Source organism: Sphingomicrobium arenosum, from assembly GCF_026157085.1.
Classification (GTDB): Bacteria; Pseudomonadota; Alphaproteobacteria; order Sphingomonadales; family Sphingomonadaceae; genus Sphingomicrobium; species Sphingomicrobium arenosum.
On the sequence record NZ_JANPVN010000001.1, the window covers coordinates 1082876 to 1106552 of the forward strand.

The following is a 23677-nucleotide window of genomic DNA, read 5'->3' on the forward strand; positions in this document are numbered from 1 at the left end:
CGACAGTTAAACGTCGTCCGCTTTCCCGTCTGATTCCGGGACATCCGCGGTCATCGGCGCAATCGGGAAGCTGGTCGCGCAGAAGGCGCAGTCGACCCGGATGAAGCCATCCTCGGCGACCATATGCGCCTGTTCCTCGGGCGGGAAACGCGCGATCACGCTCTTGATATATTCCGGCGAGCAACGACAGCCCTTGGACAGGCCGGTGCCCTCGAGCAGCCGCACCTCGTCCTCCTCGTGGAAGAGTCGCCACAGCAAGTCGTCGAGCGACAGGCCGGTGTCGACCAGCTCGCCCGGTTTCACCGAGCCCGCGAGGATGGCGACATGCGGCCAATCGGGATGATCGAGCTTGGTATGGAGCCGGTCCCGTCCTTCCTCGCCCTCGGGAAGGTGCTGGAACATCAGCCCGCCCGCGACCCAATGGCCGTCCGTCTTTTCGGCATGAACGCGCACCAGGCTCGGGATCTGCTCGGACTGGGCGAAATAGCTTTGCGCCACCTCGCCGATATCCTCGCCCTCGATCGGCGCAATCCCCTGATAGCGCTCCTTGCGGCTTGGCTGGTCGAAGGTGATCGCGAGATAGCCCTTGCCGAACAGCTGGAACAGCGTCGGCTCGGGCCCCGCCTCGGCGAGCCGGTCGCCGTCATATTTGACATGGCCGCGCAGCTGCCCTTGCAAATAATCGCACACCAGCAGTTCGACGATCCCATTCTCGGTCTGCGCCTGCATGGTGATCTGCCCCTTCTCGTCCTTGAGAAGAGAGCCCAGCAGCGCCGCCAGCGTCAGCGCCTCGGCGAGCAATTTCTCGATCACCGGCGGATACGCATGCGGCGCGAGGATGGCGTCCAAGGCGTGCGACAGGCGCACCAGCCGCCCGCGCGCGCCGCGCGTCGGCAACATCGCCCCGACGACGACATCCTCGGTCAGGCTGGCACGCTGCTGATCGCTCATTACTTACCCGGGACCTCATATTTGCCGGCCGCCGCCGACAGCTTCTCGACGAACTCGCTGATATGCGCATCGGTGATGTTCAAGGGCGGCAGCACGCGCATCACATTGTCCCCCGCCGCGACTGCGAGCAGCCCCTGCCCGCGCAGCCAGCCGACGAAATCGCGCACCACCACATCCTCGTGCATCTTGATGCCGAGCATCAGCCCCATGCCGCGCATGCTGACGAACTTGTCGGGATGGTTGCCCATCATCTGCTCGAGCGCGCCGCGCAGCCGCTCGCCGGTCGCCTTCACGCCGTCGAGGAATTCGTCGTTTGCCACGACATCGAGCACCGCCTCGACCGCCGCCATGGCGAGCGGGTTACCGCCATAGGTCGAACCATGCGTGCCGAAGGTCATGCCCTTGGCGGCATGTTCGGTGGCAAGACAGGCGCCGACGGGAAAACCGCCGCCAAGCCCCTTGGCACTCGCCAGCACGTCGGGCGTGATGCCATATTGCTCATAGGCGTAAAGCGTGCCGGTGCGCGCCACGCCGCACTGCACTTCATCCAGACCCAGCAGCAGGCCGTGCTTGTCGGCCAGCTTGCGAAGGCCCTGCATAAACTCCCGGCTCGCCGGACGGATACCGCCCTCGCCCTGCACCGGCTCGACGATGAAGCCCGCCGTCGTGTCGGTAATCGCCGCCTCTGCCGCCTCGAGATTGTCGAACTCGACATAGGTGAAGCCGGGCAACAGCGGCTCGAACCCGTCGTGCAGCTTTTCCTGGTTGGCGGCGCTGATAGTCGCCATCGTGCGCCCGTGGAAGGCGTTCTTGAAGGTGATGATGTCCTTCTTGTGCGGATTGCCGTCGACAACATGGAAGCGGCGAATCGTCTTGATCATGCACTCGACCGATTCGGCGCCCGAATTGGTGAAGAAGACGGTGTCGGCAAAGCTGTTGTCGACCAGCCGCTGCGCACAGGCCTCGCCCTGCGGGCTGCCATAGAGGTTCGACACGTGCATGAGCGTCGCGGCCTGCTTCTGGATCGCGCCGACGAGGTGCGGATGATCGTGCCCGAGGAGGTTCACCGCGATGCCGCTCGCGAAATCGAGCCACTTTTCGCCATTCTCGCCATAGAGATAGGGCCCCTCGCCCTTGACCGGACGGACGTCGCAACGGGGATAGACCGGCATCAGCGCGGGAATGGACATGTATGCTCCTTGGGTATTGAGGGGCACGCGCTTGGCTGCACCGCGCCCCCTTGGTTCTCTCCTATGTGGGCTCGATAGCGCCAAAGAAAAGGCGCCGCCACCCGTGTTCGGGGGACGGCGCCTTTCTTGCGGCGGAGACCGGGGGACGTGCCCCCGCCGGACAATGGGTTCAGGCCCTAGCGGCGACGCTCGTAACGGCGCTCGTCATAATCCCGACGCTCCCAGCGATCGTCGCGATCGTAGCGATCGTCGTCGTTCCAGTAGCGGTCGCGATCGCCCTGATAGCCATAGCCGTACTGGTTCCAGCGACGCCCGTCGCGCAGGTCGCGCTGGATGTCGCGGCGCAAGTTGCGAATGCCCTGGATCGAGGCGCGATATTCGCCGCGATTGAGGCCGTTGCGGCTCATCCGGTCGATGCGGCGCTGGAGCCGCTCGGCCTTGCGATCGAGCTTGCGGAACTCGCCCCGCTCGAACGCGCCCTGCCGAGCGAAATAGCGGATATCCTGCCGCATCTGGCCGACGCGGTTCTGCAATTCGCGGACCTTGCCATAAGCGAAGTGGCGCTGGACATTGTAGCGACCGCTGCGATCATAGCCCCAATTGTCATAGCCATAGCGGTCATAGCGGTCATAGCGGTCATAGCGGTCATAGCGGTCATAGCGGTCATAGCGATCGCCGCGCTGCTGATACGGCTGGTAGGCATTGCCCACGCCGATGGCGACCGAGACATTGGGCGCAGCGCTGGCCGCGCTGGCGGCGGTCGGCACCGCGATCACGCCCGCCCCGAGGGCGGCGCTCAGTCCGATAAGAAACTTGTTCATGGGGCACTCCTTCACTTGGGAAACTCTCGATGTCCCCAAGCTGGCCCATGCCGCGTGTGGCTTCACTGAATACGTATGTAAGCCAGCGTTCAGGCCGGTAAAAACGCTAGCGTTTCAATCGCTTGAGCACCCTAATTCTTGATTTTCCAGCCCGTCGACAGCAGCCGGTAGCACAAAGCGAACAGGCCTGCGTTCAGGATCGCGAGCCCGATCGCGCCGACCATCACGGGCGAGTCGGCCACCCCGATGAAGCCGTAACGAAAACCCGAGATGACGTAGAAGAATGGATTGGCGTGGCTCGCCGCCTGAAAGCTCTCGCTCAAGGCCTCGACCGAATAGAAGGTGCCCGACAGGAGCGCGAGCGGCGCCACCACGAAATTGGTCACCATCGCGGCATGGTCGAACTTCTCCGCCCAGAAGCTCGTCAGCAGCCCGAGGAAGGACAGCAGCAGCGTCCCCATCAACCCGAACCACAGCGCCGCCAGCGGATGCACCGGCACCACGCTCACGCCCGGCCACAGCGCCATCACCAGCCACACCGCGCCGCCGACGAGGAAGCCGCGCGTGACCGAAGCGCCGACCAGCCCCGCCATCAGCTCGCCCGTCGACAGGGGCGGCATGAGATAATCGACGATCGTCCCTTGGATCTTGCCGACCAGCAGCGAGAAGCTGGCATTGGCGAAGGCCGCCTGGATCATCCCCATGACGATCAGCCCGGGGGCGAGGAAATCGGCGAAGGGCACCCCCATCATCTCGCGCCCGCCGCGCCCGAGCGCGATGGTGAAGATGGCGAGATACAGCAGCGTCGTCACCGCCGGTCCCCAGACGGTTTGCAGCTGGACCTTGAAAAAGCGCCGCACCTCCTTGACATAGAGGGTCTTGAGACCGCCCCAATTCACGGCGCCGAGGATCGGCTGGCCATATGGGGCGTTCGACCATGACGGATGCTGCTTGTCGTCCATGACCGCCTCGCCTATCGGGGCGGCACGACGATGACAATGATGAACCCTCAACGGGTGGAGAGAATATTGAGCTGGACCGACGAGCGGATCGATCGCCTGAAAGCCATGTGGGCGGAAGGCAAGACCGCCAGCCAAATCGCCGAGGACCTTGGCGGGGTGAGCCGCAATGCCGTCATCGGCAAGGCGCATCGCCTTGGCCTCGAATCGCGTCCCTCGCCGGTCAAGGCGGGCGAGAAGAAGAAAACGGCGGCCAAGAAGGCGCCCGCCGCCAAGAAGGCCGCCGCGCCCAAGAAGGCGGCTGCGGCGCCCAAGAAAGCCGCTGCGCCCAAGAAGGAAGCGCCCGCCGTGCCGCCCGCCGCCAAGAAGGCAGCGCCGGCCAAGCCCAACCCGGCCCGCGCTGCCAAGCCGACTCCTGAAACGGCGGCTGCGGCGCCGGCGGCCAAGGCTGATGAGGGCAAGAAGGGCCCACAATATCGTTCGGTCGGCCCCGGCGGTTTCGTGCGCCAGGGTCCGTCCGACCAGCAGGCCCCGATCCCGCCTGCGCCGCCGCGCCGCCTGATCCCTGAAAAGCCCAGCGCCGAGGTCGCCGACAAGACCTCGCTGCTCGACTTGAACGATCGCGTTTGCCGCTGGCCGATGGGCCATCCGGGCGAACCCGATTTCCATTTCTGCGGACAGAAGGCCAATCCGGGCTTTCCTTATTGCGTCGACCATTGCGGGGTCGCCTATCAGGCGCAGCTTCCGCGCCGCGACCGCAAGCCCCCGCCCCCGCTGCCCTTCGGCGGCCCGCGGGTCCGCTAGACTAGAGAACGAGAAGAAAGGCCTCGGCGCATCGCCGGGGCCTTTTTCGTAGGCGTCAGGCAATCCTACGACAAATGTAATCGCCAGTTCGACGAACGACCATCACGGCGGTTGTGAACACCGCGTCGCCCCTGCATGACTGGCGCGAAACATTCCTCACGTTGCTGATCAGGAATCGCCATCTCATGAGCCTCACCGTCGCCGCCGCGCTGGCAATCGCCCTCGCGCCCGATCCCATTTACAGCGATGAAAAGGTCGTTCGCATCACCCGCGGCGATCGACCCGCCATCGACTGGACGCTGACCCCCGAGGTAGACATTGACCGCCTCCCTGTCGCCTGCCCGCGCCAAGGCCATGTCACCGTCCTGATCGAGACCGACCACGAAACCCGGCGCTTCGAGATGAGCGGGCGCGACAGGATCGATGTCGATATCATCCATGACGGCAAGGCCGCCACCACGCGGCTCGATTGCACGCCGGAGCGGTTGCGCTTTGCCGGCGACTATCGCAACGACACCCTCGCCGACCCGCTGCTCGCTGCGCTGCATGGGCCGACCCTCGCTGGTCATGTCACCCGCATGCTCGACGAGCGCATGGTGCCGGGCGCCGCGATTGCTGTCGTGCGCGGCGGCGAGGCGATCTATGCGCGCGGGTTCGGCAACAATGGTCCGCTGGATTCGCGCCGGACCGCGCCCGACCAGCCTTTCCGCCTCGCCTCGGCGACCAAGGCGCTCACCAGCCTCGTCATCGCCAGCCTCGTCGAGGATGGCCTCATCGCGCTCGATGCCCCAGTCGCCACCTATTTGCCCGAAGCCCCCGCTAGCTGGGGAAGCATCAAGGTTCGCCATCTGATGAGCCACAGCGCCGGGATCGCGCGCATCATCGATCGCGCCTTCGTCGAAATGCCGCCCGAAGACACGGACGCCCTGACCCGCGAGGACATCTTCGCGACCCTGCGCGCCCGCCCGGTCGATTTCGGGCCCGGCGAAGCGCACAGCTATCGTCAGTCCAACTATGCCGTCCTCGGCCTCATCGCCGAGCGCGTGAGCGGAAAGGCATGGCGCGATCTCCTCGCCGAGCGCGTGCTTGCGCCTGCCGGCATGACCGATACGCGGTTCGCGACGCGCCACCTCGACGGCCCGAACGATTACGAATTGGACGCCGACTGGACCTACCACCGCGCCACCTACCATTATCCCAGCGCGCTCGATCCAGCTGGCGGCCTCGTCACCACCGCAAGCGATATGGCGCGCCTGTTCGCGGCCCTGTCGCGCGGCGACATCGTCGACTTGGGGCTCTACACGCAAGCGCTTTTCGATCCCGCGCATGAAGCCGCCGACAGCGAATACAGCCTTGGCAGCGTCCTCGAGCAATTCGAGACGGGCCGCAGCTTCGGCCATTCGGGAGGCGATATGGCCGATATCCGCTATTTCCCCGATTTGGACGTCGGCATCATCGTCCTTACCAACCGCACCGGCGCGATGATGGCCCAGGACCTCGCCCGCGAGATTTCCGAATTGATCGCGGGGCCGATGGGCGCTTGCCAAGACTGCTAGGGCCGCGCACATTCCCTGAAAAGGGGGAAGCGCATGTTCGATCGTCGCCAATTTCTCGCCGCCGGCCTGTCCGGCACCACGCTCGCCGCCGCGCTGCCCGGCACGGCCACCGCGCAAGTCTGGACCGCCGACGGCGCCTACGGCAAACCCGCCCCCACCTATCCCTTCTCCCCGCAAGTCTACGCCGCCCGCCGCGCCGCGCTGGCGCGGGAACTGGATGGCGGCGTCGCGGTCCTTTATGGCGCGACGCGCATCGATCCCACCGAAACCGTCCTCATGACCGAGGGCGCGCGCCCCATTCAGGACATGGACTTCGCCTATCTCACCGGCCTCCATGACGAGCCCGGCGCCGCCATCGTCCTCGCCCCCGCCGAACGCGTGCGCAAGGAAGAGCTCTACCTCCCCGACCGCTCGGAGCGCTACGAACGATGGGAGGGCGAGCGCGTCTCGGTCAGTCGCGCGCTGCGCGAGCGTACTGGTTTCAACCGCATCCTTCGCGGCAGCGCGCCCGACGTCCTCCTCACCGAGTTGGCGCAGGCCCACAAGAAGCTCGTCTTCCTCGGCCCGCTCGCGAGCCCCAATGCCCCCGTGCCCCCCGCGCTCGCGCTTTACCAGCGCATCGCCCAGCGCGTCCCCGGCACCACCATCGTCAGCCGCCCCGACCTCATCGAGCGGATGCGCACCATCAAGGAGCCGCGCGAGCTCGAACTGATGCAAAAGGCGATCGACGCCACCGCCGCGGGCCATCTCGCCGCCATGCGTTCGGCTCGACCAGGCATGAGCGAACGCGAACTGGTCCACATCATTGAAAACGCTTTCCGCGCCGCCGGCGCCGACCATCTCGCCTTCCCTTCGATCACTGCCGCAGGCCGCGCCGGCGCGACGCTTCACTACACCGGCCGCGACGGCACCATCGGCGACGGCGATCTCGTCCTCAACGACATCGGCGCATCCTACCGCACCTATGCCGCTGACATCACCCGCACCTTCCCGGTCAGCGGCACCTTCTCGCCAGCGCAGCGCGCCGCCTACGAAGCCGTGCTCGACGCGCAGGTCGCCGCCGCCCGCGCCATGCGCCCCGGTGCCTATTTCCATGAGGTGCAGGTCGTCGCCGAGAACAGCCTCGAGGCCGCCGGCTACCGCGACGATTTCTGGCACGGCCTGGGGCATTTCGTCGGCCTCGATGTCCATGACGTAGGCGACTATCGCGCGCCCTTGCCCGAAAATGCCGTCCTCACCATCGAGCCCGGCGTCTACCGCCCACAGGAAAATTTCGGCATCCGCATCGAGGATGAATTCCTCGTCACCGGATCGGGCAGCCGCCGCATGAGCGAGGCCATCCCTTACCGGCCCGACGACGTCGAAGCCGCCGTCCGCTCGGGCCGCTAGAGGGGCGCGCGCCATGCTCCTCGCCGCCCTTCCCCTCGCCCTCCAGCCGATCCAGCCGCCCAGCGCCTTCGTCGGCGTCGACGTGGTCGATGTCGAGAACGGCACGATTATCGAGGATCGCACCGTCCTCGTCGAAAATAACCACATCACCGCGATCACCGCCGCCGACGCGCCCATCCCCGAGGGCACGCAGCTGATTCAAGGTGGTGGCCGCTACCTCATGCCCGGCCTTGCCGACATGCACGTCCATTCGACCAACACCGACTGGTTCCCGCTCTTCATCGCCGAAGGGGTCACCACCGTGCGCGTCATGTGGGGGCGCCCCTTCCTCCTCGACTTGCGCGATGAAATCCGCGCCGGCGACTTAATCGGCCCCGACATGATGATCGCCGGCGCGGTCATCGGTGGCCCGCCGACCATGTATGCCAGCGCCGTCGCCTACACCGACCCCGCCGAGGCCCGCGCCGAAGTCGCGCGCCAGGCTGCCGCCGGCTACGACTTCATCAAGATCGTCGCCAACCTCTCCCCCGACGTCTATGCCGCCATCGTCGATGAATCCGCCCGCCAGGGCCTGCGCTTCGCGGGCCATGTCTCCGACGATATCGGCATCGAGCGGATGATCGCCGACCGGATACAGAGCATCGAACATTGGAACGGCTTCGACGCGGTCGAGCTTGCCGACGAATATAAGGAGCGACGCGGCAAGGCGCGCCTCCTTCGCTCGGGCGAGGTCGCGCTCGACACCATGTACCCGCCCGAACGCCGTGCCCGCCTCGTCGCTGCCCTCAAGAATGCCGAGGTCGCCATCGTCCCGACCATGTCGGTCTGGGAAGGCGAGAGACTGAGTTGCGCCGAGCACGAAGCGCGCATGGCGCGCCCCGAATTGCGCTATGTGCGCCGCTTCCATCATGACTGGTGGGCGACCAAGAGCCCCTGCCCCACAGGCTCGCCCGAAGACCTCGCGCGCCTCGACTCCAAGGCGTTCGAAGCCGTCGAAGCTGCCGACCTGCGCGCGCTCATCGATGCTGACGCGCTCCTGCTCTCGGGCAGCGACAGTGCTAATCCGCACATCCTGCCCGCCATCGGTCTCCATGAGGAAATCGCGCTGATGGTGAAACGCGGCCTCACCCCCGCCGAAGCGCTGCGCACCTCCACCATCAATGTCGCCCGCTTCCTCGGCGAGGACGATTCCCAGCGCCGCATCGCCGTCGGGGCGCAGGCCGATCTCCTCCTCCTCACCGCCAATCCCTTGGACGACATCGCCAATACCCGCGCCATCCACGGCGTCATGATCGATGGCCGCTGGCTCAACCCCGCCTCGCTGCACGCGTTTAAGGACTGGACCGCACAGGCCGTCGCCCAAAGCAGCGCGGCCGAATAATCCTCCCTTAAGCCCCACCCTCTAGAAGGCGCAGCGGGAGGCGCCGATGAGCCGCGACGAATTTTCTATCTTCGCCCTGGTGGCGGTGTTTCTCGGCCTGCTGCTGGTCGGCGGCATCAATCATTGGATCATCCAGCGCTCGCCCCCCGGCAAGCCGCGCCATCGTCGGCTCGTCAGCCTCCTCGTCGTCGCCGCGCTGGGGATCGGCCCTACCCTCTGGGCGGTCGACAATGCCAACGGCTGGCGCAGCGTGGATGAGGGCGTCGACCGCTTCTTCGCCCTACCCGGCATCGATATGCCCGAGCCGCGCTGGGACCATCGCTATTCCAACCGCTGCGCCAGCGACCGCGAACAAAATCTCGCGCTGTTCCTCGACATCGAGGGCGGCGAGCTGCCGCCTGCGACCCGCGCCGCGCTCCCCGGCCGCCTCCTCGCCTATCTCGCCGATTATCACGACGTCTCAGCCTCGGGCATCACCATTCACCCGGGCGCGCTCGACTGGCATCGCCTCGGCCCGTGGGACTATGACCGCGACCGCCCCATGTACCCCCGGCGCTACACGCGCATCACCAGCGACCATGTCTGCGCCAGCGTCAATCGCTCGGGCGACGACGTCGAGCTCATTCGCTGCAACCCCGTCGACGACCCAAACCCCCGCGGCAGCGCTGGCTATGTCCTCGCGGTTCATGACGATGTGCGCGACCGGCTCGATATCGAACTCATTCATGCAAAGCGCGCACCCTATTGGTGCGAAAACCCGATCCGCGAGCGTGTCAACGCGCTCCTCGGCCTCCCCCATCCGGGCTGAAGGCTTTCGCTTGGCAGCGATGCCCGCCTGACCCTATAGCTTCTCGACAATGTCCGACGAACTTTTCGATTCCGCTCCGTCTCAACCGACGCCCTCCGATTATGACGCTTCCTCGATCGAGGTGCTCGAGGGCTTGGAACCCGTCCGCCGTCGCCCCGGCATGTATATCGGCGGCACCGATGCGCGCGCGCTCCATCATCTCGCCGCCGAGGTCATCGACAATTCGATGGACGAAGCCGTCGCGGGCCACGCCACCCGGATCGAGATCGAGCTTGACGAGGGCAACCGCCTGACCGTCGCCGACAATGGCCGCGGCATTCCCATCGACCCGCACCCAAAGTTCAAGGACAAGTCGGCGCTCGAGGTCATCCTCACCACGCTCCACTCGGGCGGCAAGTTCGAGGGCAAGGCCTATGCGACGTCGGGCGGCCTCCACGGCGTCGGCGTCAGCGTCGTCAACGCCCTCTCGACCGAGACCGTGGTCGAAGTCGCCCGCGACAAGACCGTCTATCGCCAGACCTTCGCCAAGGGTCACGCCACCTCGAAGCTTCAGGAAGTCGGCGCCGCCCCCAACCGGCGCGGCACCAAGGTGACCTTCACCCCCGACCCCGAGATCTTCGGCGCCGATGCGAAGTTCAACCCCAAGCGTCTCCATGACCTCGCCCGCTCGAAAGCCTATCTCTACGGCGGCGTCGAGATCCGCTGGAAATGCGCGCCCAGCCTCGCCAAGGACGACGTCCCCGAGAGCGCGACCTTCAAGTTCGACAACGGCCTTGCCGACCACCTTACCGAGATGCTCGGCGACCGGGGCACGATCACCAGCCCCGCTTTCTCAGGGTCGCAGGACTTCCCCGACGACCAGGGCCGCTGCGAATGGGCCATCGCCTGGCCGCTGTGGACCGACGGCTACCAGCGCTACTATTGCAACACGATCCCCACCCCCGATGGCGGCACCCACGAGGCGGGCTTGCGCGCCGCGCTGACCAAGGGCCTGCGCGCCTTCGGCGAATTGGTGGGCGAGAAGAAAGCCGCCAAAATCACCGCCGACGACGTGTTCGGCGGGATCGAATGCCTGCTGTCGGTCTTCATCCGCGATCCGCATTTCCAGTCGCAGACCAAGGACCGCCTGACGAGCCTCGAAGCCGCGCGCTTCGTCGAAAATGCCGTGCGCGACCATTTCGACCATTATCTCGCCGACAATATGGATCGCGGCCGCGCGCTCCTCGGCTCTGTCCTCGAGCGCATGGACGAACGCCTCAAGCGCCGCGCCGAACGCGAGGTGAAGCGCAAGACCGCGACCAGCGCCAAGAAACTTCGCCTCCCCGGCAAGCTCACCGACTGCGCCAATTCCGGCTCGGACGAGGGCGAAACCGAACTGTTCATCGTCGAGGGCGACAGCGCGGGCGGCAGCGCCAAGCAGGCGCGCAACCGCAAGACGCAGGCCATCCTCCCCATCCGTGGCAAGATCCTCAACGTCGCGTCGGCCACCCGCGAGAAAATCCGCGCCAACAGCGAGATCGCCGATCTGAGCCTCGCGCTCGGCTGCGGCATCCGCGACGATTATGACGATGACAGCTTACGCTACGACAAGATCATCATCATGACCGACGCCGACGTCGACGGGGCGCATATCGCGACCCTGCTGATGACCTTCTTCTTCCAGGAAATGCCCGAACTGGTGAAGCGCGGCCGCCTCTATCTCGCACAGCCCCCGCTCTACCGCCTCACCGCAGGCTCCAAGTCGCTCTACGCCCGCGACGATGCGCATCGCGCCGAGCTCGAGGACAAGCATTTCAAGGGCAAGAAGGTCGAGGTCAGCCGCTTCAAGGGCCTTGGCGAGATGAATCCCAATCAGCTCAAGGAAACCACCATGGACCCCGCGAGCCGCAGCCTCATCCGCATCACCCTGCCGACCGACTATCAGGACCAGCAGCCCGCGCGCGACGTCGTCGAACGCCTCATGGGCAAGAAACCCGAGCATCGTTTCGCCTTCATCCAGGCCGAGGCACCGGGGCTTGAAGAAGGCGCCATCGACGTATAGCGTCCCAGCCGGGGTTTAGGGACGTTTCGCGTTAGGAGACGTCTCCAGATGTTGCTGTCCGTCCTGCTGGCGACTGCCAGCCCGATCACGCAGACCGCTCCGCAGCCCAGCGATCCCGACACCATCGTCGTCACCGGCTATGCGCTCGACGAGAGCAAGGCCGCGCTCGACGCCTGCCTCGCCCGCGACTGCCCGCCCGACGAGGATGTGGACGCCTCCATTGTCCATGCCCGCAACCAATTCGCCGCCGGTGACCTGCGCGGGGCGCGCGCGACGCTCGAATCCACCGTGCGCCGCAACCGGCGCGAGAGCGACCGCTTCCCCGTCCATCTCTACAATGCGCACAATGGCCTCGGCATGCTCAACACGCATCTGGGCGCCACCGACAAGGCGCAGAGCAGCCGCTACGCCGCCCTGCGCGCGCTGAAGGATGGTCTGCCCGAAAACGACCCCTTCATTTTCAAGGCCCGGATCGAGGCCGCACTCGACGAAGTGGCGCGCGACCAGATCACGCGCGCCGAGACCATGTTCGACGATATCGCCGAGGACGCCCGCGACCTCGGCTATGCCGAGATCGCCGCGCTCGCGGACATCCACCGCTCGCGCATCCTTCTCGTCAACAGCCGCCAGCGCGATGCCGGCCGCCTGCTCGCCGCGATCGTCCGCGACGAGGCCAACATCTCGCCCGACCTCAGGCTCAAGGCCAACCTCCTCCTCGCCTTGGCGCCCGAGCGCTACCGCGACGACATCGAGACCGACGCGATCACGGCGCGACTGGGCGGCGAAGTCGACCAGCTTGTCCTTGTCGATTCCCCACCGCTCGTGCCCGGAGGAAGGGGCGTTAACGCTGAACAGCTTTTCAAGGACGGCATGGGGCCGGCACAAAACGCCAGCGCCAACCGCCGCCCCATGGGCTCAATGGAAAATCAATGGGCCGACTTCGCCTATACGGTCCAGCCCGACGGCAGCGTCACCGATGTCGAACTGATCGACGCCCCCGCCGACAATCACTGGACCGACCAGGTCCTCGCCCATCTCGAGGGCCGCCGCTATGCCCCCCACGGCAAGCCCGAGGCCATCGAGCGCCGCGAACGCTTCCTCCTCACCGGCAAGCTCGAAGTGCGCACCGGCTCGCGCCTCCAGCAATTCGGCCCCGACCTCGAATATCATTCGGTCCTCCTGCCGACGCACGCCGCCAATTAATCCTGAAAGGATTTCTCCATGTCGATTGTCGCCATCGCGCTCGCTGCGGCCCTCCCACAGGCCAGCAACACGGACGATGATCCCATCATCGTCACTGGCTATGCGCTTGAGGAAAGCCGCGCCGCGCTCGACGCCTGCCTCGATCGCGATTGCCCGCCCGATGAGGACATGGACGCTTCCATCGTCCACGCTCGCAACCAATTCGCCGCCGGCGAATATCGCGGCGCCCAGCGCACGCTCGAAGCCTCGCTGCGCCGCAACTGGCGCGAGGGCGACGAATTTCCGATCCATCTCTCGAACCTCTACGTCTCGCATTCGACCGTGACCCGCCACCTCGGCCAGTTCGACCGGGCCCGATCGAGCGCCTATGCCAGCACGCGGGCGCTGAAGGCGGGGCTGCCCGACGACGACCCGCTGGTGCTCGAAGGCCGCATCGATGCCGCCGTCGCCTCGATGGACCACGGCCATGCAAGAGGCGTGATGCGCGAACTTCACGACATCGCCGAGGATGCCGACCGCCTCGGCTACATCGACCTCGCCGCCCAGGCCCGCGTCCAGCACGCCCGCGTGGAATATCTCGTCGGCGAAGAGCGTGCCGGCCGCCGCATCGCCGAGGCGATCTTCAGCAACGACAGCGTCGCCGGCTACATCCGCTATCGCGCCGGCATCCTTCTCTATCGCCATGCCGAGGACGCCGCCGAGCGCGCCGCGATCGAGGCGCTCCTGCCCGCGCTCGCTGCCGACCGCGCGGATGGCGACGCGACACCCATGCTGCTCGATGCGCCCGATTATGGCATCGATTTCGGTTACGACTTCTGGAAGGAAACGAGAGACTTCACGAAAGGCAATAGCGTCACGAAACGCCGTGCCGCCGCGCACATGCGCGATCAATGGATGGATGTCGCCTTCACCATCACAGAGGGTGGTGAGATCGAGGCCATCGACGTCATTGCCCGATCGGGCGACGGGCCGTGGGTCGACCGCATCCTGCGCCAGATCGAAGGCCGCCGCTATGTGGCCCGCCCCGGAAAGGGCGATTTCGACAAGATCGAGCGCTTCACCTTCGTCTCCAACCTCAGGCACATCAGCGGCTCGCGCATCCCGCAATATGACGAGAAGATCGAAGTCCATTCGGTCGACATGACCGACTATTGATCGCCTTGGGGACCGGGGCGCGGCGGAAAATAGCTTTAAACCGCGCCCCACCCGCCCTATTGAAGCTCGATGGACCGCAAGCAGCGCCCCGATCCCCGCGTCCGGCCGGGGCAGCAGATCCCCCTCCTGCGCCAGAAGAGCCCGCTATCGGGCTGGGCGCAATTCGGCATCCGAATGGGGCTCCTCTTCGCGCTCCTCTCCTTCATCATCGCGGTCCATTGGATCGAACGCGACGCTTTCGTCGACAATGTCGATGGCGAACTTTCCTTTGCCGACGTCATCTATTTTACCATGATCTCGGCGACGACGACGGGCTATGGCGACATCGTGCCCGTCACCGAACGCGCGCGTCTGTTCGACGCGCTCATGGTTACGCCCGCGCGCATCTTCTTCATCTTGATTCTCGCGGGCACCGCCTACACCTTCGTCATCAAGCGAACCTGGGACACCTTCCTCATGCGCAGATTGCAACGCACCCTCACCGGCCATATCGTCGTCGCCGGTTTCGGCACCTCGGGCGGCGAGGCGGTCGACGAGCTGATCGCCCGCGGCGAGGATCCCAAGAAGATCGTCGTCATCGACCAGAATCCCGACAGCATCGCCAAGGCCGAACGCATGGGCTGCATCGTCCTCCAGGCCGACGCCACGCGCGATGAAACCATGGAGGCCGTGCGCCTGCGCCAGGCCTCGACCATGATCATCTCGGCGGGCCGCGACGATACCTCGATCCTCATCTGCCTGACCGCGCGCCATCTGTGCCCCAAGCTGCACATCAGCCTCGCCGTGCGCGCCGAGGATAACGAATTTCCCGCCCGTGCCGCGGGCGCGACGACCGTCATCAACCCCACCAGCTTCGCCGGCCTCCTGCTCGCGGGCAGCGCGCATGGCGCGGGCATCGCCGACTATATGGCCGACCTCGCCAGCGCCACCGGCCGCGTCCGCCTCCACGAGCGCGAGATCGAACCTTTCGAGGTCGGCAAGTCCCTCAAAGACGCCGCCATCGGGCTTGGCGTGCGCATCCTGCGCGACGGCAAGGCGATCGGTTTCTGGGAAGAAGGCGCCCGCGAATTGCGCGCCGGCGATCACATCATCGAAATCATCCCCGGCCACGCCTTCCCCGCCTGCAAGACGGGTTGATCCGCCCGCTATCATTTCGGTGAAGTAAACATTTCCGAAACCTCTATTCGTCACCATCCCATCAGATAAGGGGTGGAAATGATTAGGAAAACATTCGGCCGTCGGCAGTTAACGCCAGATCACCGCGATGCGCCCGAACAGGCCGCCGCGCGCCTCGCCCGCCTAGCCGGACAGGCGCAGGAAATGGCCGCCGAAGAGAAATTCGCCAAGCCCCCCAAGCTGCTCCCCGCCGCCCCGCGCCCGGCGCCGCGGCCGGTCGACGAGGAAACGCCCGCCCCGAGCGAACCCAATGAAGTCCACGACCTTCAGGACCGCCTCGAAAGCGGGCTCGCCCCCGCCGCCAGCGACGATGCACCGCTCGAGTTGACCGACGTGGCGCGCGAACCCGAGCCCGCGCTCTCCGCCCCGCCGCGCCCTCGCCGCGCCCACCCCGCCTTGCGCAAGGTGCGCGAACAGGCGGTGATGTTCCGCCAGCATATCCCGCCGCAACGCGACCACGCCAGCCACTGGGGCGGCGTTCCCAGGGTGCCCGAGGGCTTCCAATGGCCCAGCTTCACCACATCGGACGGCGACACCCGCGCCCTCTCCTTCATCGCCTCGCTCGACTGCGCCGCGCTTCCTGCCGCCGCCAGCTTCCAGCTCCTCCCAGAGACCGGCCGCCTGCTCTTCTTCCAGGACCTGCACTGGGGCGCCTATTGGCAATGGAAGGTCGTCCACGTCGCCGCCGACCAGCCGCTTTCCCCCGCCGAGCCGCCCGAGACGCTGCCCCACCTTTACGAAAGCCCCGCCGCCTGGGGCTGGCCGTCCAATGCAGAGGAATGGCCCCGCTTGCTGCCGCACTGGAGCTTCGACCCGGTCGTCCTCCACGCCAATCCGGAGCGCGACGGCACGCAGGACCAGCACTACTGGCCCGGCGCGATCGACCGCGACACCGCCGCCGCCGAAGTCGCGCGACTGGAATCCGAACTCGGCCATTGCGCGCCCTACAGCGTGTCGCTCGATGCGCAGGGCAAGCCCGACCGCCCCTATGAAGCCTTTCCCGCCTCGTGGCGTTCGATCCGCATCGCCTGCGGCCATCTCCTTCGCTTGCTGGACCGACCCGAACGTCCCGGCAACCAGAAGGACGCCAAGGCCTTGGAAGCCGACCTGCGCACCTGGCGCGGCAAGATCGACCGTGCCGCCAGCGCGAACCGCGACCTTAGCCGCACCGCCGCCAACGATTTCTGGAAGCTCCTGCGCCGCCATCACAAATTCTCCGTGCCCTGCCTCAAGGCGATTACCGTGGACGCCATCGAAGCCGCGCTCGGCGCGGGCGAGAGCGTCGGCGCGGATGCGCTTGCCATGGTCCGCAACCGCCATCGCTTCTCGGCCGGCGATGCGCGCGCCTTTTCCGCCCCCACCTTCGTCCAAATGGAGGCCGAGGAGCGCGTCGGCGAATGGCTGCTGCTCCTCGAACTGGGGGCCAACATCCCCATCGGCCACCATTTCAATGAAGGCGTCTACCAATATTGGATCCGGCCCGAGGACCTTGCAGCGGGCAATTTCGACGCCGTCGAATTGACCGCCGAGGCTTACTAATCGCCTGATCCATCTGGATTTCGCCGCAATTTGTCCGTAAGGGCGCGCGCATCATGGCAACGAAAATCCCCGACGCCCCCAAGGTGGGCATGGTCTCGCTCGGCTGTCCCAAGGCCCTTGTCGATTCCGAACGCATTCTCACCAAGCTGCGCGCCGACGGCTATGCCATGAGCCCCGATTACGAGGGCGCCGACGTCGTCCTCGTCAACACCTGCGGCTTCCTCGACAGCGCGAAAGAGGAATCCTTGGAAGCCATCGGCGAAGCGATCGCCGAAAACGGCCGCGTCATCGTCACCGGCTGCCTCGGCAACGAGGCCGAGCTGATCATGAAGACGCACCCCAAGGTGCTCGCCGTGACCGGCCCCCAGCAGTACGAGCAGGTCGTCGGCGCGGTCCACGAGGCCGTGCCCCCGCACCTCTCGCCCTATGTGGACCTCGTCCCCCAGCTGCCCGACACCAAGCTCACCCCGCGCCACTACAGCTATGTGAAGATTTCCGAAGGCTGCAACCACCGCTGCAGCTTCTGCATCATCCCGAGCATCCGCGGCGACCTCGCGTCGCGCCGCCCCGATGCCGTCCTGCGCGAGGCCGAAAAGCTCGTCGCCGCTGGCACGAAAGAGCTGCTGATCATCAGCCAGGACACGTCGGCCTACGGCATCGACCTCAAGAACCAGACGTGGAACTGGAAGGGCGAGGAGATCAATGCCCGCATGCTCGATCTCGCGACGCATCTCGGCAATTTGCGCACCCCCGAGGGCGAGACCCCGTGGATCCGCCTCCATTATGTCTACCCCTACCCCCATGTCGATGCGGTCATCCCGCTGATGGCAGAGGGCAAGCTCACCCCCTATCTCGACATCCCCTTCCAGCACGCCAGCCCCGCCGTCCTGAAGCGTATGCGCCGCCCCGCCAATGAGGCCAAGGTGCTCGAACGGCTGAAGGCATGGCGCCAGGTCTGCCCCGACATCGCGATCCGCAGCAGCTTCGTCCTCGGCTTCCCCGGCGAGACCGAAGAGGATTTCCGGTACCTCATGGACTGGCTCGAAGAGGCGCAGTTGGACCGCGTCGGCGCGTTCCGCTTCGAACCCGTCGAAGGCGCTGCCGCCAACGACCTCGACGGCGCCGTCCCCGAGGAAGTCAAGGAAGAACGCTTCGCCCGCCTCATGGAGCACACCGCGAAAATCTCTGCCGCGAAACTCAAGGCCAAGGTCGGCACCACCCAGGACGTCATCATCGACCTCGTCGATGAGGAAACTGGCGGCGCGACGGGCCGCAGCAAGGCCGACGCCCCCGAGATCGACGGCGAAGTCCACCTGCGCGACGCCGCCCACCTCAAGCCCGGCGACTTCGCCCGCGTGACCATCGAGGATGCCGACGAACACGACCTGTTCGGGGTGCCGGTCGCCTAGTCGACGAGATAGGGCAGCATCGCCTCCAGCACCGCATCGGCGACATGATCCATGAACCAGCGGTTGAAGGCGAACACTATCCCGTCACCCGTCCCCGGACGGAAGCCGGCAAAGCTCCCCACCCCGGGATCGGCACCATTGTGACAGACGAGCGCCCCGCCCGGCAGCGACCGCTCGCTATCGCCATAAAAGCGCTCGCGCCGCTCCCAACCGACCAGCGGCTCGCCGAGGATGAAGCCCATGCTCTCTGGCCCGAGCAATCGCGCCCCTGTCTCCGCTGACCAGCCGCCATTGGCCCATGCCCCGATGAAGCGCGCAAATTCACGCGCATTGCTGCGCAGCCCGCCATCGGGGAAGGTCGGCAGGCTATACTGACAGAAAGGTCGCGCCGCCCCCACCTCGATCGGTCGCTGCTCGAGATCATAACGGCTGAGCTTGGCAAAGCGCCCCGCGAAATGCCGTTCCCCGAACCATTCGGGCGTCACCGTATAGGGCACCGCCATCGCATCCGCCGCCGCCCCGTCGAGAGAAAAGCGGCTACGCTCCATGCCTAGCGGCTCGAAGATATTGGCTCGGCAATATTCCTCGAACTCGAGCCCCGACGCACGCTCGACCATGTGCCCGACCAGCGCGGTGCCGACATTGCTATATTCGCGCTTGTCCGCGCTTCCCGGCGCCCAATCCGCATAGGCCCCGCCCGCCTCGAAATAGCCCGCGAGCCAATCGCCAAGTCCCACCGCCACCTGACCGCAGGCATAGCTGTCCTCGTACCGCTCATCGTCGCGAACGGACGATCGATGCGAAAGCAACTGCCGCAGCGTGATCGGCGTGTCGGGGAAGGCAGGGTTCGCGACGCTGAAAGGCAGTAGCTCGTCCACATCGGCATCGAGCGACAATCGCCCCCGCTCTACCAACTGCATCGCCGCGGTCAGCGTCACCATCTTGGTCGTGGAGCCGAAATTCTGGATCGTGTCGCGCTTGATCTCACGTCGCGTCTCGACATCGGCATATCCGATCGCAGCGGCAAATACCGTTCGTCCATCCCGCACGATCGCCGCATTCAGCGACGGGATCGGCACCTCGCGCACAAGCCGCTCGAGTTCGGCGAACAGCGGCCCGTAATCGCGCACAGCGCCGTCCCGAACCCCTACCGCCGAAGTCGCGCAACCTCCCAGCCCGATAAGCGAACCGCCACCGATCAACTTCAATGCGTCCCGTCGTTTCATCGCCGCCCCCTCGCCAATCGTTTCAGCTCCGAAATCTCGCGCCCTCTCCTAGCATCCGCTCGGTCCGACACAAGCGCACGCCCCGCCCCCCGTCGATCCGCTCGCCGCTCGATCGAACTTGATCCTCGTCCCCACATCCTGTCTCGTGGCGAAATGATCAGCACCCTTGCGCTCGCCCTCGCCGCCGCCCAGCCCGTCCTCCCCCTCACCGACGTCGAGGATCCCGCCCCTGCGCTCCCCGCCATCCTCCCGATGAAGGAGCGCGCCGAGGTCGTCGATCGCGTCTTGCGCGAACGTTTCGAGACCGTCCTGCCACAGGTCATGCGCGCCGAGGGGATCGACCTGTGGGTGCTCATGGCGCGCGAATATTTCGAGGATCCCGTCACCGCCTCGATGCTGAGCGGCGAGGACTTTTCCGCCCGCCGCCGCACCATTCTCGTCTTCCACGACCCCGGCGAGGGCCAGCCGATCGAGCGCCTCAGCGTCTCGCGCTACGGCATCGCCGACCTGTTCGAGGTCGTCTGGGACCCCGCGCGCCAGCCCGACCAATGGGCCGCGCTCGCCGACCTGATCGCCGATCGCGACCCGCAAAAGATCGCCATCAACACCTCCGACCTCTCGGCCTTCGGTGACGGCATGACCCACAGCCAGTACGAACTGATGATGGCCGCCCTCCCCGATCATCTGGAGGACCGCATCGTCTCGGGCGAGGACCTCTCGATCCGCTGGCTCGAGACCCGCACCCCGACCGAGCTCGCCCTCTACCCTGGCATTGTCCGCATCGCCCACGCGATCATCGCCGAGGCATTCAGCCGCAAGGTCATCACCCCCGGCGTCACCACCACCGGCCAGGTCCGCTGGTGGATGCGCGAGCGCCTCGCCCGCCTAGGCCTCCAGCCCTGGTTCCACCCCAGCCTCGGCATCCAGCGCGCTGGGCTAGACGGCGTCCAATATAACGACATGGTCATCATGCCCGGCGACCTCCTGTGGACCGACTTCGGCCTCACCTATCTGCGCCTCAACACCGACACCCAGCATCTCGCCTATGTCCTGAAACCCGGCGAGACCGAGGTGCCCGCAGGCCTCCGCCAAGGCCACGAGAACACCAAGGCCGTCGCCGATATCCTCCGCCAGAGCTTCCGCGCCGACGAGCCCGGCAACACCATTCTCGCCCGCGCCCGCGCCGAGGCCATCGCGCAGGGCTACGACCCGTCGATCTATTCGCACCCCATCGGCCTCCACGGCCATGGCGCCGGCCCCGCCATCGGCTTCTGGGACAATCAGGACGCCGACCCGCGCGGCGCCGGCGCGGTCCACGCCAACACCGCCTGGTCGATCGAACTTACCACTTATTCCGCGGTGCCCGAATGGGGCGGCCAGCGCGTTGATTTCCGCTCAGAGGAAGACGCCTGGTTCGACGGCAAGACCGTCCGCTACCTCGATGGCCGCCAGGACGAGATCACCCTCATCCCCAGCGACTAGACGCAAAGAGGGCCCCGGCAACACCCGATCACAGCCGAGTGCCGCCGGGGCCCCTCTTTCCTCAGTCCGCTTAGAAGCCCGACTGGCCGATGCCGTCGACCGCCTTGCTGACGAGGATGTTGACCGACACGCGGCGGTTGAGCGCCTTGCCTTCCTCGGTGTCGTTATCCGCCGCCGGATCGGCCTCGGCCATGCCCGTCGGGGTCAGCATGCGATAAGGCGCCCAGCCGCACTTCTGCTGCAGCGTGTTGACGACCTTGCCTGCGCGGCGCTCGCTCAGCACCTGGTTATAGTCCTCGTCACCGACCGAATCGGTATAGCCGACGACCAGCAGCAGCGCATTGTCCATCGCCTCGGCGTCCGCCGCCGTCTCGCACAACAGGTCGACATCGTCCGACGAGATCGCCCACTTGCCAGTGTCGAAATAGACGTTGGTCACGTCCTTCACATTATACTGGTCGATATCGCCAAAGCGCCCGCGCAGCGCCTCGGTCGCCGCCGCATTCTCGGCGATGGCGACGTCATGCTCGCCAAAGCGCTGGTCGGTGCCATTGTGGATCATCGAGGCGGTCTTGAGGTCCTTGGCCTTGAGGCTGACCTTGGTCGCGACGAGCCCGCCGCCCCACTGCGCCGTCTTCACCGTGACCGGCAGCCCATTGTAGAGCGATCCCGCATCGAGCGTGTCGCGACCCATGCCGAGCATGCCGCCGCGCGCGCGGATCTTGGTCGCCGGCACGACGAGGAACGAGCTCTTGCCGCCGTCCTCGAGCGCGATCTGCACCTGACCGCCGCGACGCGCCGCGATGAAGCCTTCGAGCTTGGGACCATCGGGCAGCCCGTCGAGGCTCGTGGGCATCTGCCCGGTGATGGTGATCTGGTCCATGGTGCCATCCTGCTGCGCGGCAGTGGCGCTCGCAGGAATGGCAATGGCAGCCATCAGGATGGATACGGCAAGACGATTGAAATTCTTCACAAATTCGCTCCCTAGAAAAGACCTTCCCGCCGCGAGCGCGACAGGTTTACGCCCCGTTTGGAGCCCCGACTGTTCGCCGAAACCTTGCTGCCAGATGAACGAAAATGGGGTCTGTTTAGGACTTGTTAATTATACGGGTGCGGCGGTTCAGGCGCGCGGTGAGCCGTTTGTCACCACCGACGAGCCGATCCGTGCGAGCGAGAAGAGAATCGAACAAGCCATTGCCCAGGCGGCAGATTTCGCTGCCTAGACGATCTTCCCGATCGGGGGACCCTACTCGATCGAGAACGTCACCCTCACCTTCGCCTTGGTCTCGACCTCGCTCGGCACCATCGGCACCTCGAACATCTCGACGTCTGCCCGCAGCCGCGACCCGGTCACGACGATGATGTCGCCCGGCGTGTCACTGTCGACCCTGAGCACCGGGCCCAGCTCGAACCGCCCCGCCTTGGCAATCGCCATCGCTTCGCGTCGCGCGTCGAGGAAGGCCGCCTCCAGCGCCTGTTGCTGGGCAGGACCGGGGTCGGCCAGTCCGAAGTCGTCGATCGAGGCGCTGTTCGCCCCAGCGAGACTTGCCTGCGCCACCAACGTTCCCGCATCGCGAACCGCCAAGGTGCGCACGTGAAAATCCTGCTGCGCCACATAGCCTTCGATTTGGCACGCCCCGCCGAGCGGCAGGCGTCGCTGGCCATAGCCGTCTTTATAACAGTCCTCGCTGTGGATTGTCGTCACTTCCAAATCATCGCTCCGCGGAGCTGCCGTCGGATCGACTTTGCGAACGGAAGTCTCGACAGCCTGGACCATCGTCACCAAGGCGGCCAGCGCTTCTTCGCGGGTCTTGCCCTCGCCAACCACGCTATAATCCACGTCGGCATAGGTCGGTGGGCTCGATACGCGCCCTTCGCCCGTAACCACCAAGCCCGATTGCTGCGCGACCGCCATCGCCGCACTCAACGCAAAAACACCGATCATATCTTCCCCCCTCACGTCCTTCGTGGAACCGAGCCTAGGCAAGCCGCGCGCCGATGCAAGCGCCTTGGGCCTGTCCTACACGCCCCTTCTCTGATCCAATGCGCGCCATGACCGAGCCGCACCCCGACCTCACCCCGCTACCCGCCGAAATCAGACACGATGGCTGGACCACCGTGACGCAGATCGTCTTTCTCGAAACTCTTGCTTCGACAGGCATCGTCACCCACGCCTGCGGCATCGCGCAAATGAGTTCGAGCAGCGCCTATCTGTTTCGTCGCAAGAATTCCGCCTTCGCCGCCGCCTGGGAAGAGGCGCTGTGTCTCGCCCGCGAAAAACTCGCCGACGCGCTGCTCGAGCGCAGCCTCGAAGGACAAACCGAATATTATTATCGTGACGGCGAACTGGTGGGGGAGAAAAAGGTCATCGACAGCCGCCTCGGGCTCGCGCTCTTGCGCCGTCTCGACAAGCAGGTCGAAGCCCGCGCTGCCGGTCTCGCACCGCATCCCGGTGCTGACTTCGACCGGGCCCTCGACGCCGTCATCCGCCAAGGCGAAGTTCCACAAGTGGACAAAGTGGACAAACCCCCGATTTCATCCAACAACAGCGCTTCGGACCGAACCCCCACCCCCAAGCATTGAGCCT

General features: G+C 65.9%; 21 protein-coding genes. 14 read left to right on the forward strand and 7 right to left on the reverse strand.

Features of this window, described 5'->3' with window-relative positions; translation table 11 throughout:
- Positions 1-6 precede the first annotated feature (6 nt).
- The 4 genes from hslO to NUW51_RS05285 form a co-directional block, all read right to left on the reverse strand.
- The gene (hslO, locus tag NUW51_RS05270; RefSeq protein WP_265563414.1) at positions 7-951 is read right to left on the reverse strand and encodes an Hsp33 family molecular chaperone HslO; all 945 of its coding nucleotides are present in this window, start codon (positions 949-951) and stop codon (positions 7-9) included.
- A complete protein-coding gene (locus NUW51_RS05275; RefSeq protein WP_265563416.1) occupies positions 951-2141 on the reverse strand; it encodes an aspartate aminotransferase family protein in 1191 nt (396 codons plus the stop codon). Before NUW51_RS05275 ends, hslO begins: the two co-directional genes overlap by 1 nt.
- 176 nt (positions 2142-2317) lie before the next feature.
- Entirely contained in the window at positions 2318-2962 is a 645-nt protein-coding gene (locus NUW51_RS05280) for a hypothetical protein (RefSeq protein ID WP_265563418.1), read from the reverse strand.
- A 131-nt stretch (positions 2963-3093) separates the two neighbouring features.
- On the reverse strand, positions 3094-3924 hold the full coding sequence (locus tag NUW51_RS05285) for an ABC transporter permease (RefSeq protein WP_265563420.1): 831 nt from the start codon (positions 3922-3924) through the stop codon (positions 3094-3096).
- Positions 3925-3990: 66 nt separating this feature from the next.
- On the opposite strand from NUW51_RS05285, the gene NUW51_RS05290 reads away from it, so the two are divergent.
- The 11 genes from NUW51_RS05290 to rimO all read left to right on the forward strand — a co-directional run bounded on the left by NUW51_RS05290 (position 3991) and on the right by rimO (position 18382).
- The gene (locus NUW51_RS05290) at positions 3991-4725 is read left to right on the forward strand and encodes a GcrA family cell cycle regulator (RefSeq protein ID WP_265587934.1); all 735 of its coding nucleotides are present in this window, start codon (positions 3991-3993) and stop codon (positions 4723-4725) included.
- 185 nt (positions 4726-4910) lie between these two features.
- Positions 4911-6281 (forward strand): serine hydrolase domain-containing protein, encoded by a 1371-nt coding sequence (locus NUW51_RS05295; RefSeq protein WP_265563422.1) that lies wholly within the window; start codon positions 4911-4913, stop codon positions 6279-6281.
- 33 nt (positions 6282-6314) lie between these two features.
- Positions 6315-7670, forward strand: a complete 1356-nt coding sequence (locus NUW51_RS05300) for an aminopeptidase P N-terminal domain-containing protein (protein ID WP_265563424.1) — start codon at positions 6315-6317, stop codon at positions 7668-7670.
- A gap of 13 nt (positions 7671-7683) precedes the next feature.
- Positions 7684-9051 (forward strand): amidohydrolase family protein, encoded by a 1368-nt coding sequence (locus tag NUW51_RS05305; protein ID WP_265563426.1) that lies wholly within the window; start codon positions 7684-7686, stop codon positions 9049-9051.
- Between the two features lie 46 nt (positions 9052-9097).
- Positions 9098-9859 (forward strand): hypothetical protein, encoded by a 762-nt coding sequence (locus NUW51_RS05310; protein WP_265563429.1) that lies wholly within the window; start codon positions 9098-9100, stop codon positions 9857-9859.
- A gap of 49 nt (positions 9860-9908) precedes the next feature.
- A complete protein-coding gene (parE, locus tag NUW51_RS05315) occupies positions 9909-11900 on the forward strand; it encodes a DNA topoisomerase IV subunit B (RefSeq protein WP_265563430.1) in 1992 nt (663 codons plus the stop codon).
- A 48-nt stretch (positions 11901-11948) separates the two neighbouring features.
- Positions 11949-13103, forward strand: a complete 1155-nt coding sequence (locus NUW51_RS05320) for a hypothetical protein (RefSeq protein ID WP_265563432.1) — start codon at positions 11949-11951, stop codon at positions 13101-13103.
- 18 nt (positions 13104-13121) lie between these two features.
- Positions 13122-14258 carry a hypothetical protein gene (locus NUW51_RS05325; protein ID WP_265563434.1) on the forward strand — a complete coding sequence of 379 codons (1137 nt, stop codon included), beginning with the start codon at positions 13122-13124 and terminating at the stop codon, positions 14256-14258.
- 69 nt (positions 14259-14327) lie between these two features.
- Positions 14328-15395, forward strand: coding sequence for a potassium channel family protein (locus tag NUW51_RS05330; protein ID WP_265563436.1), 1068 nt, complete (start codon positions 14328-14330; stop codon positions 15393-15395).
- A gap of 78 nt (positions 15396-15473) precedes the next feature.
- Complete coding sequence (locus NUW51_RS05335) at positions 15474-16973, forward strand: DUF1963 domain-containing protein (RefSeq protein WP_265563439.1); 1500 nt, start codon at positions 15474-15476, stop codon at positions 16971-16973.
- A gap of 53 nt (positions 16974-17026) precedes the next feature.
- Entirely contained in the window at positions 17027-18382 is a 1356-nt protein-coding gene (gene rimO, locus NUW51_RS05340; protein WP_265563441.1) for a 30S ribosomal protein S12 methylthiotransferase RimO, read from the forward strand.
- Here rimO and NUW51_RS05345 read toward each other — a convergent pair.
- Positions 18379-19608 carry a serine hydrolase domain-containing protein gene (locus NUW51_RS05345; RefSeq protein WP_265563442.1) on the reverse strand — a complete coding sequence of 410 codons (1230 nt, stop codon included), beginning with the start codon at positions 19606-19608 and terminating at the stop codon, positions 18379-18381. The genes rimO and NUW51_RS05345 overlap by 4 nt on opposite strands.
- Positions 19609-19761: 153 nt before the next feature.
- Here NUW51_RS05345 and NUW51_RS05350 point away from each other — a divergent pair, with 153 nt between their 5' ends.
- Positions 19762-21090, forward strand: a complete 1329-nt coding sequence (locus tag NUW51_RS05350) for a M24 family metallopeptidase (protein WP_265563444.1) — start codon at positions 19762-19764, stop codon at positions 21088-21090.
- A 70-nt stretch (positions 21091-21160) separates the two neighbouring features.
- Here NUW51_RS05350 and NUW51_RS05355 read toward each other — a convergent pair whose 3' ends face one another.
- Entirely contained in the window at positions 21161-22027 is an 867-nt protein-coding gene (locus tag NUW51_RS05355) for an OmpA family protein (protein ID WP_407696322.1), read from the reverse strand.
- Here NUW51_RS05355 and NUW51_RS05360 point away from each other — a divergent pair.
- A complete protein-coding gene (locus NUW51_RS05360; protein ID WP_265563447.1) occupies positions 22017-22313 on the forward strand; it encodes a hypothetical protein in 297 nt (98 codons plus the stop codon). The genes NUW51_RS05355 and NUW51_RS05360 overlap by 11 nt on opposite strands.
- 23 nt (positions 22314-22336) lie before the next feature.
- Here the strand turns inward: NUW51_RS05360 and NUW51_RS05365 are convergent, their stop codons facing one another.
- Complete coding sequence (locus NUW51_RS05365) at positions 22337-23035, reverse strand: SIMPL domain-containing protein (RefSeq protein ID WP_265563449.1); 699 nt, start codon at positions 23033-23035, stop codon at positions 22337-22339.
- Positions 23036-23142: 107 nt separating this feature from the next.
- Between NUW51_RS05365 and NUW51_RS05370 the strand changes: the two genes are divergently transcribed.
- The gene (locus tag NUW51_RS05370) at positions 23143-23673 is read left to right on the forward strand and encodes a hypothetical protein (RefSeq protein ID WP_265563452.1); all 531 of its coding nucleotides are present in this window, start codon (positions 23143-23145) and stop codon (positions 23671-23673) included.
- Positions 23674-23677: the final 4 nt, after the last annotated feature.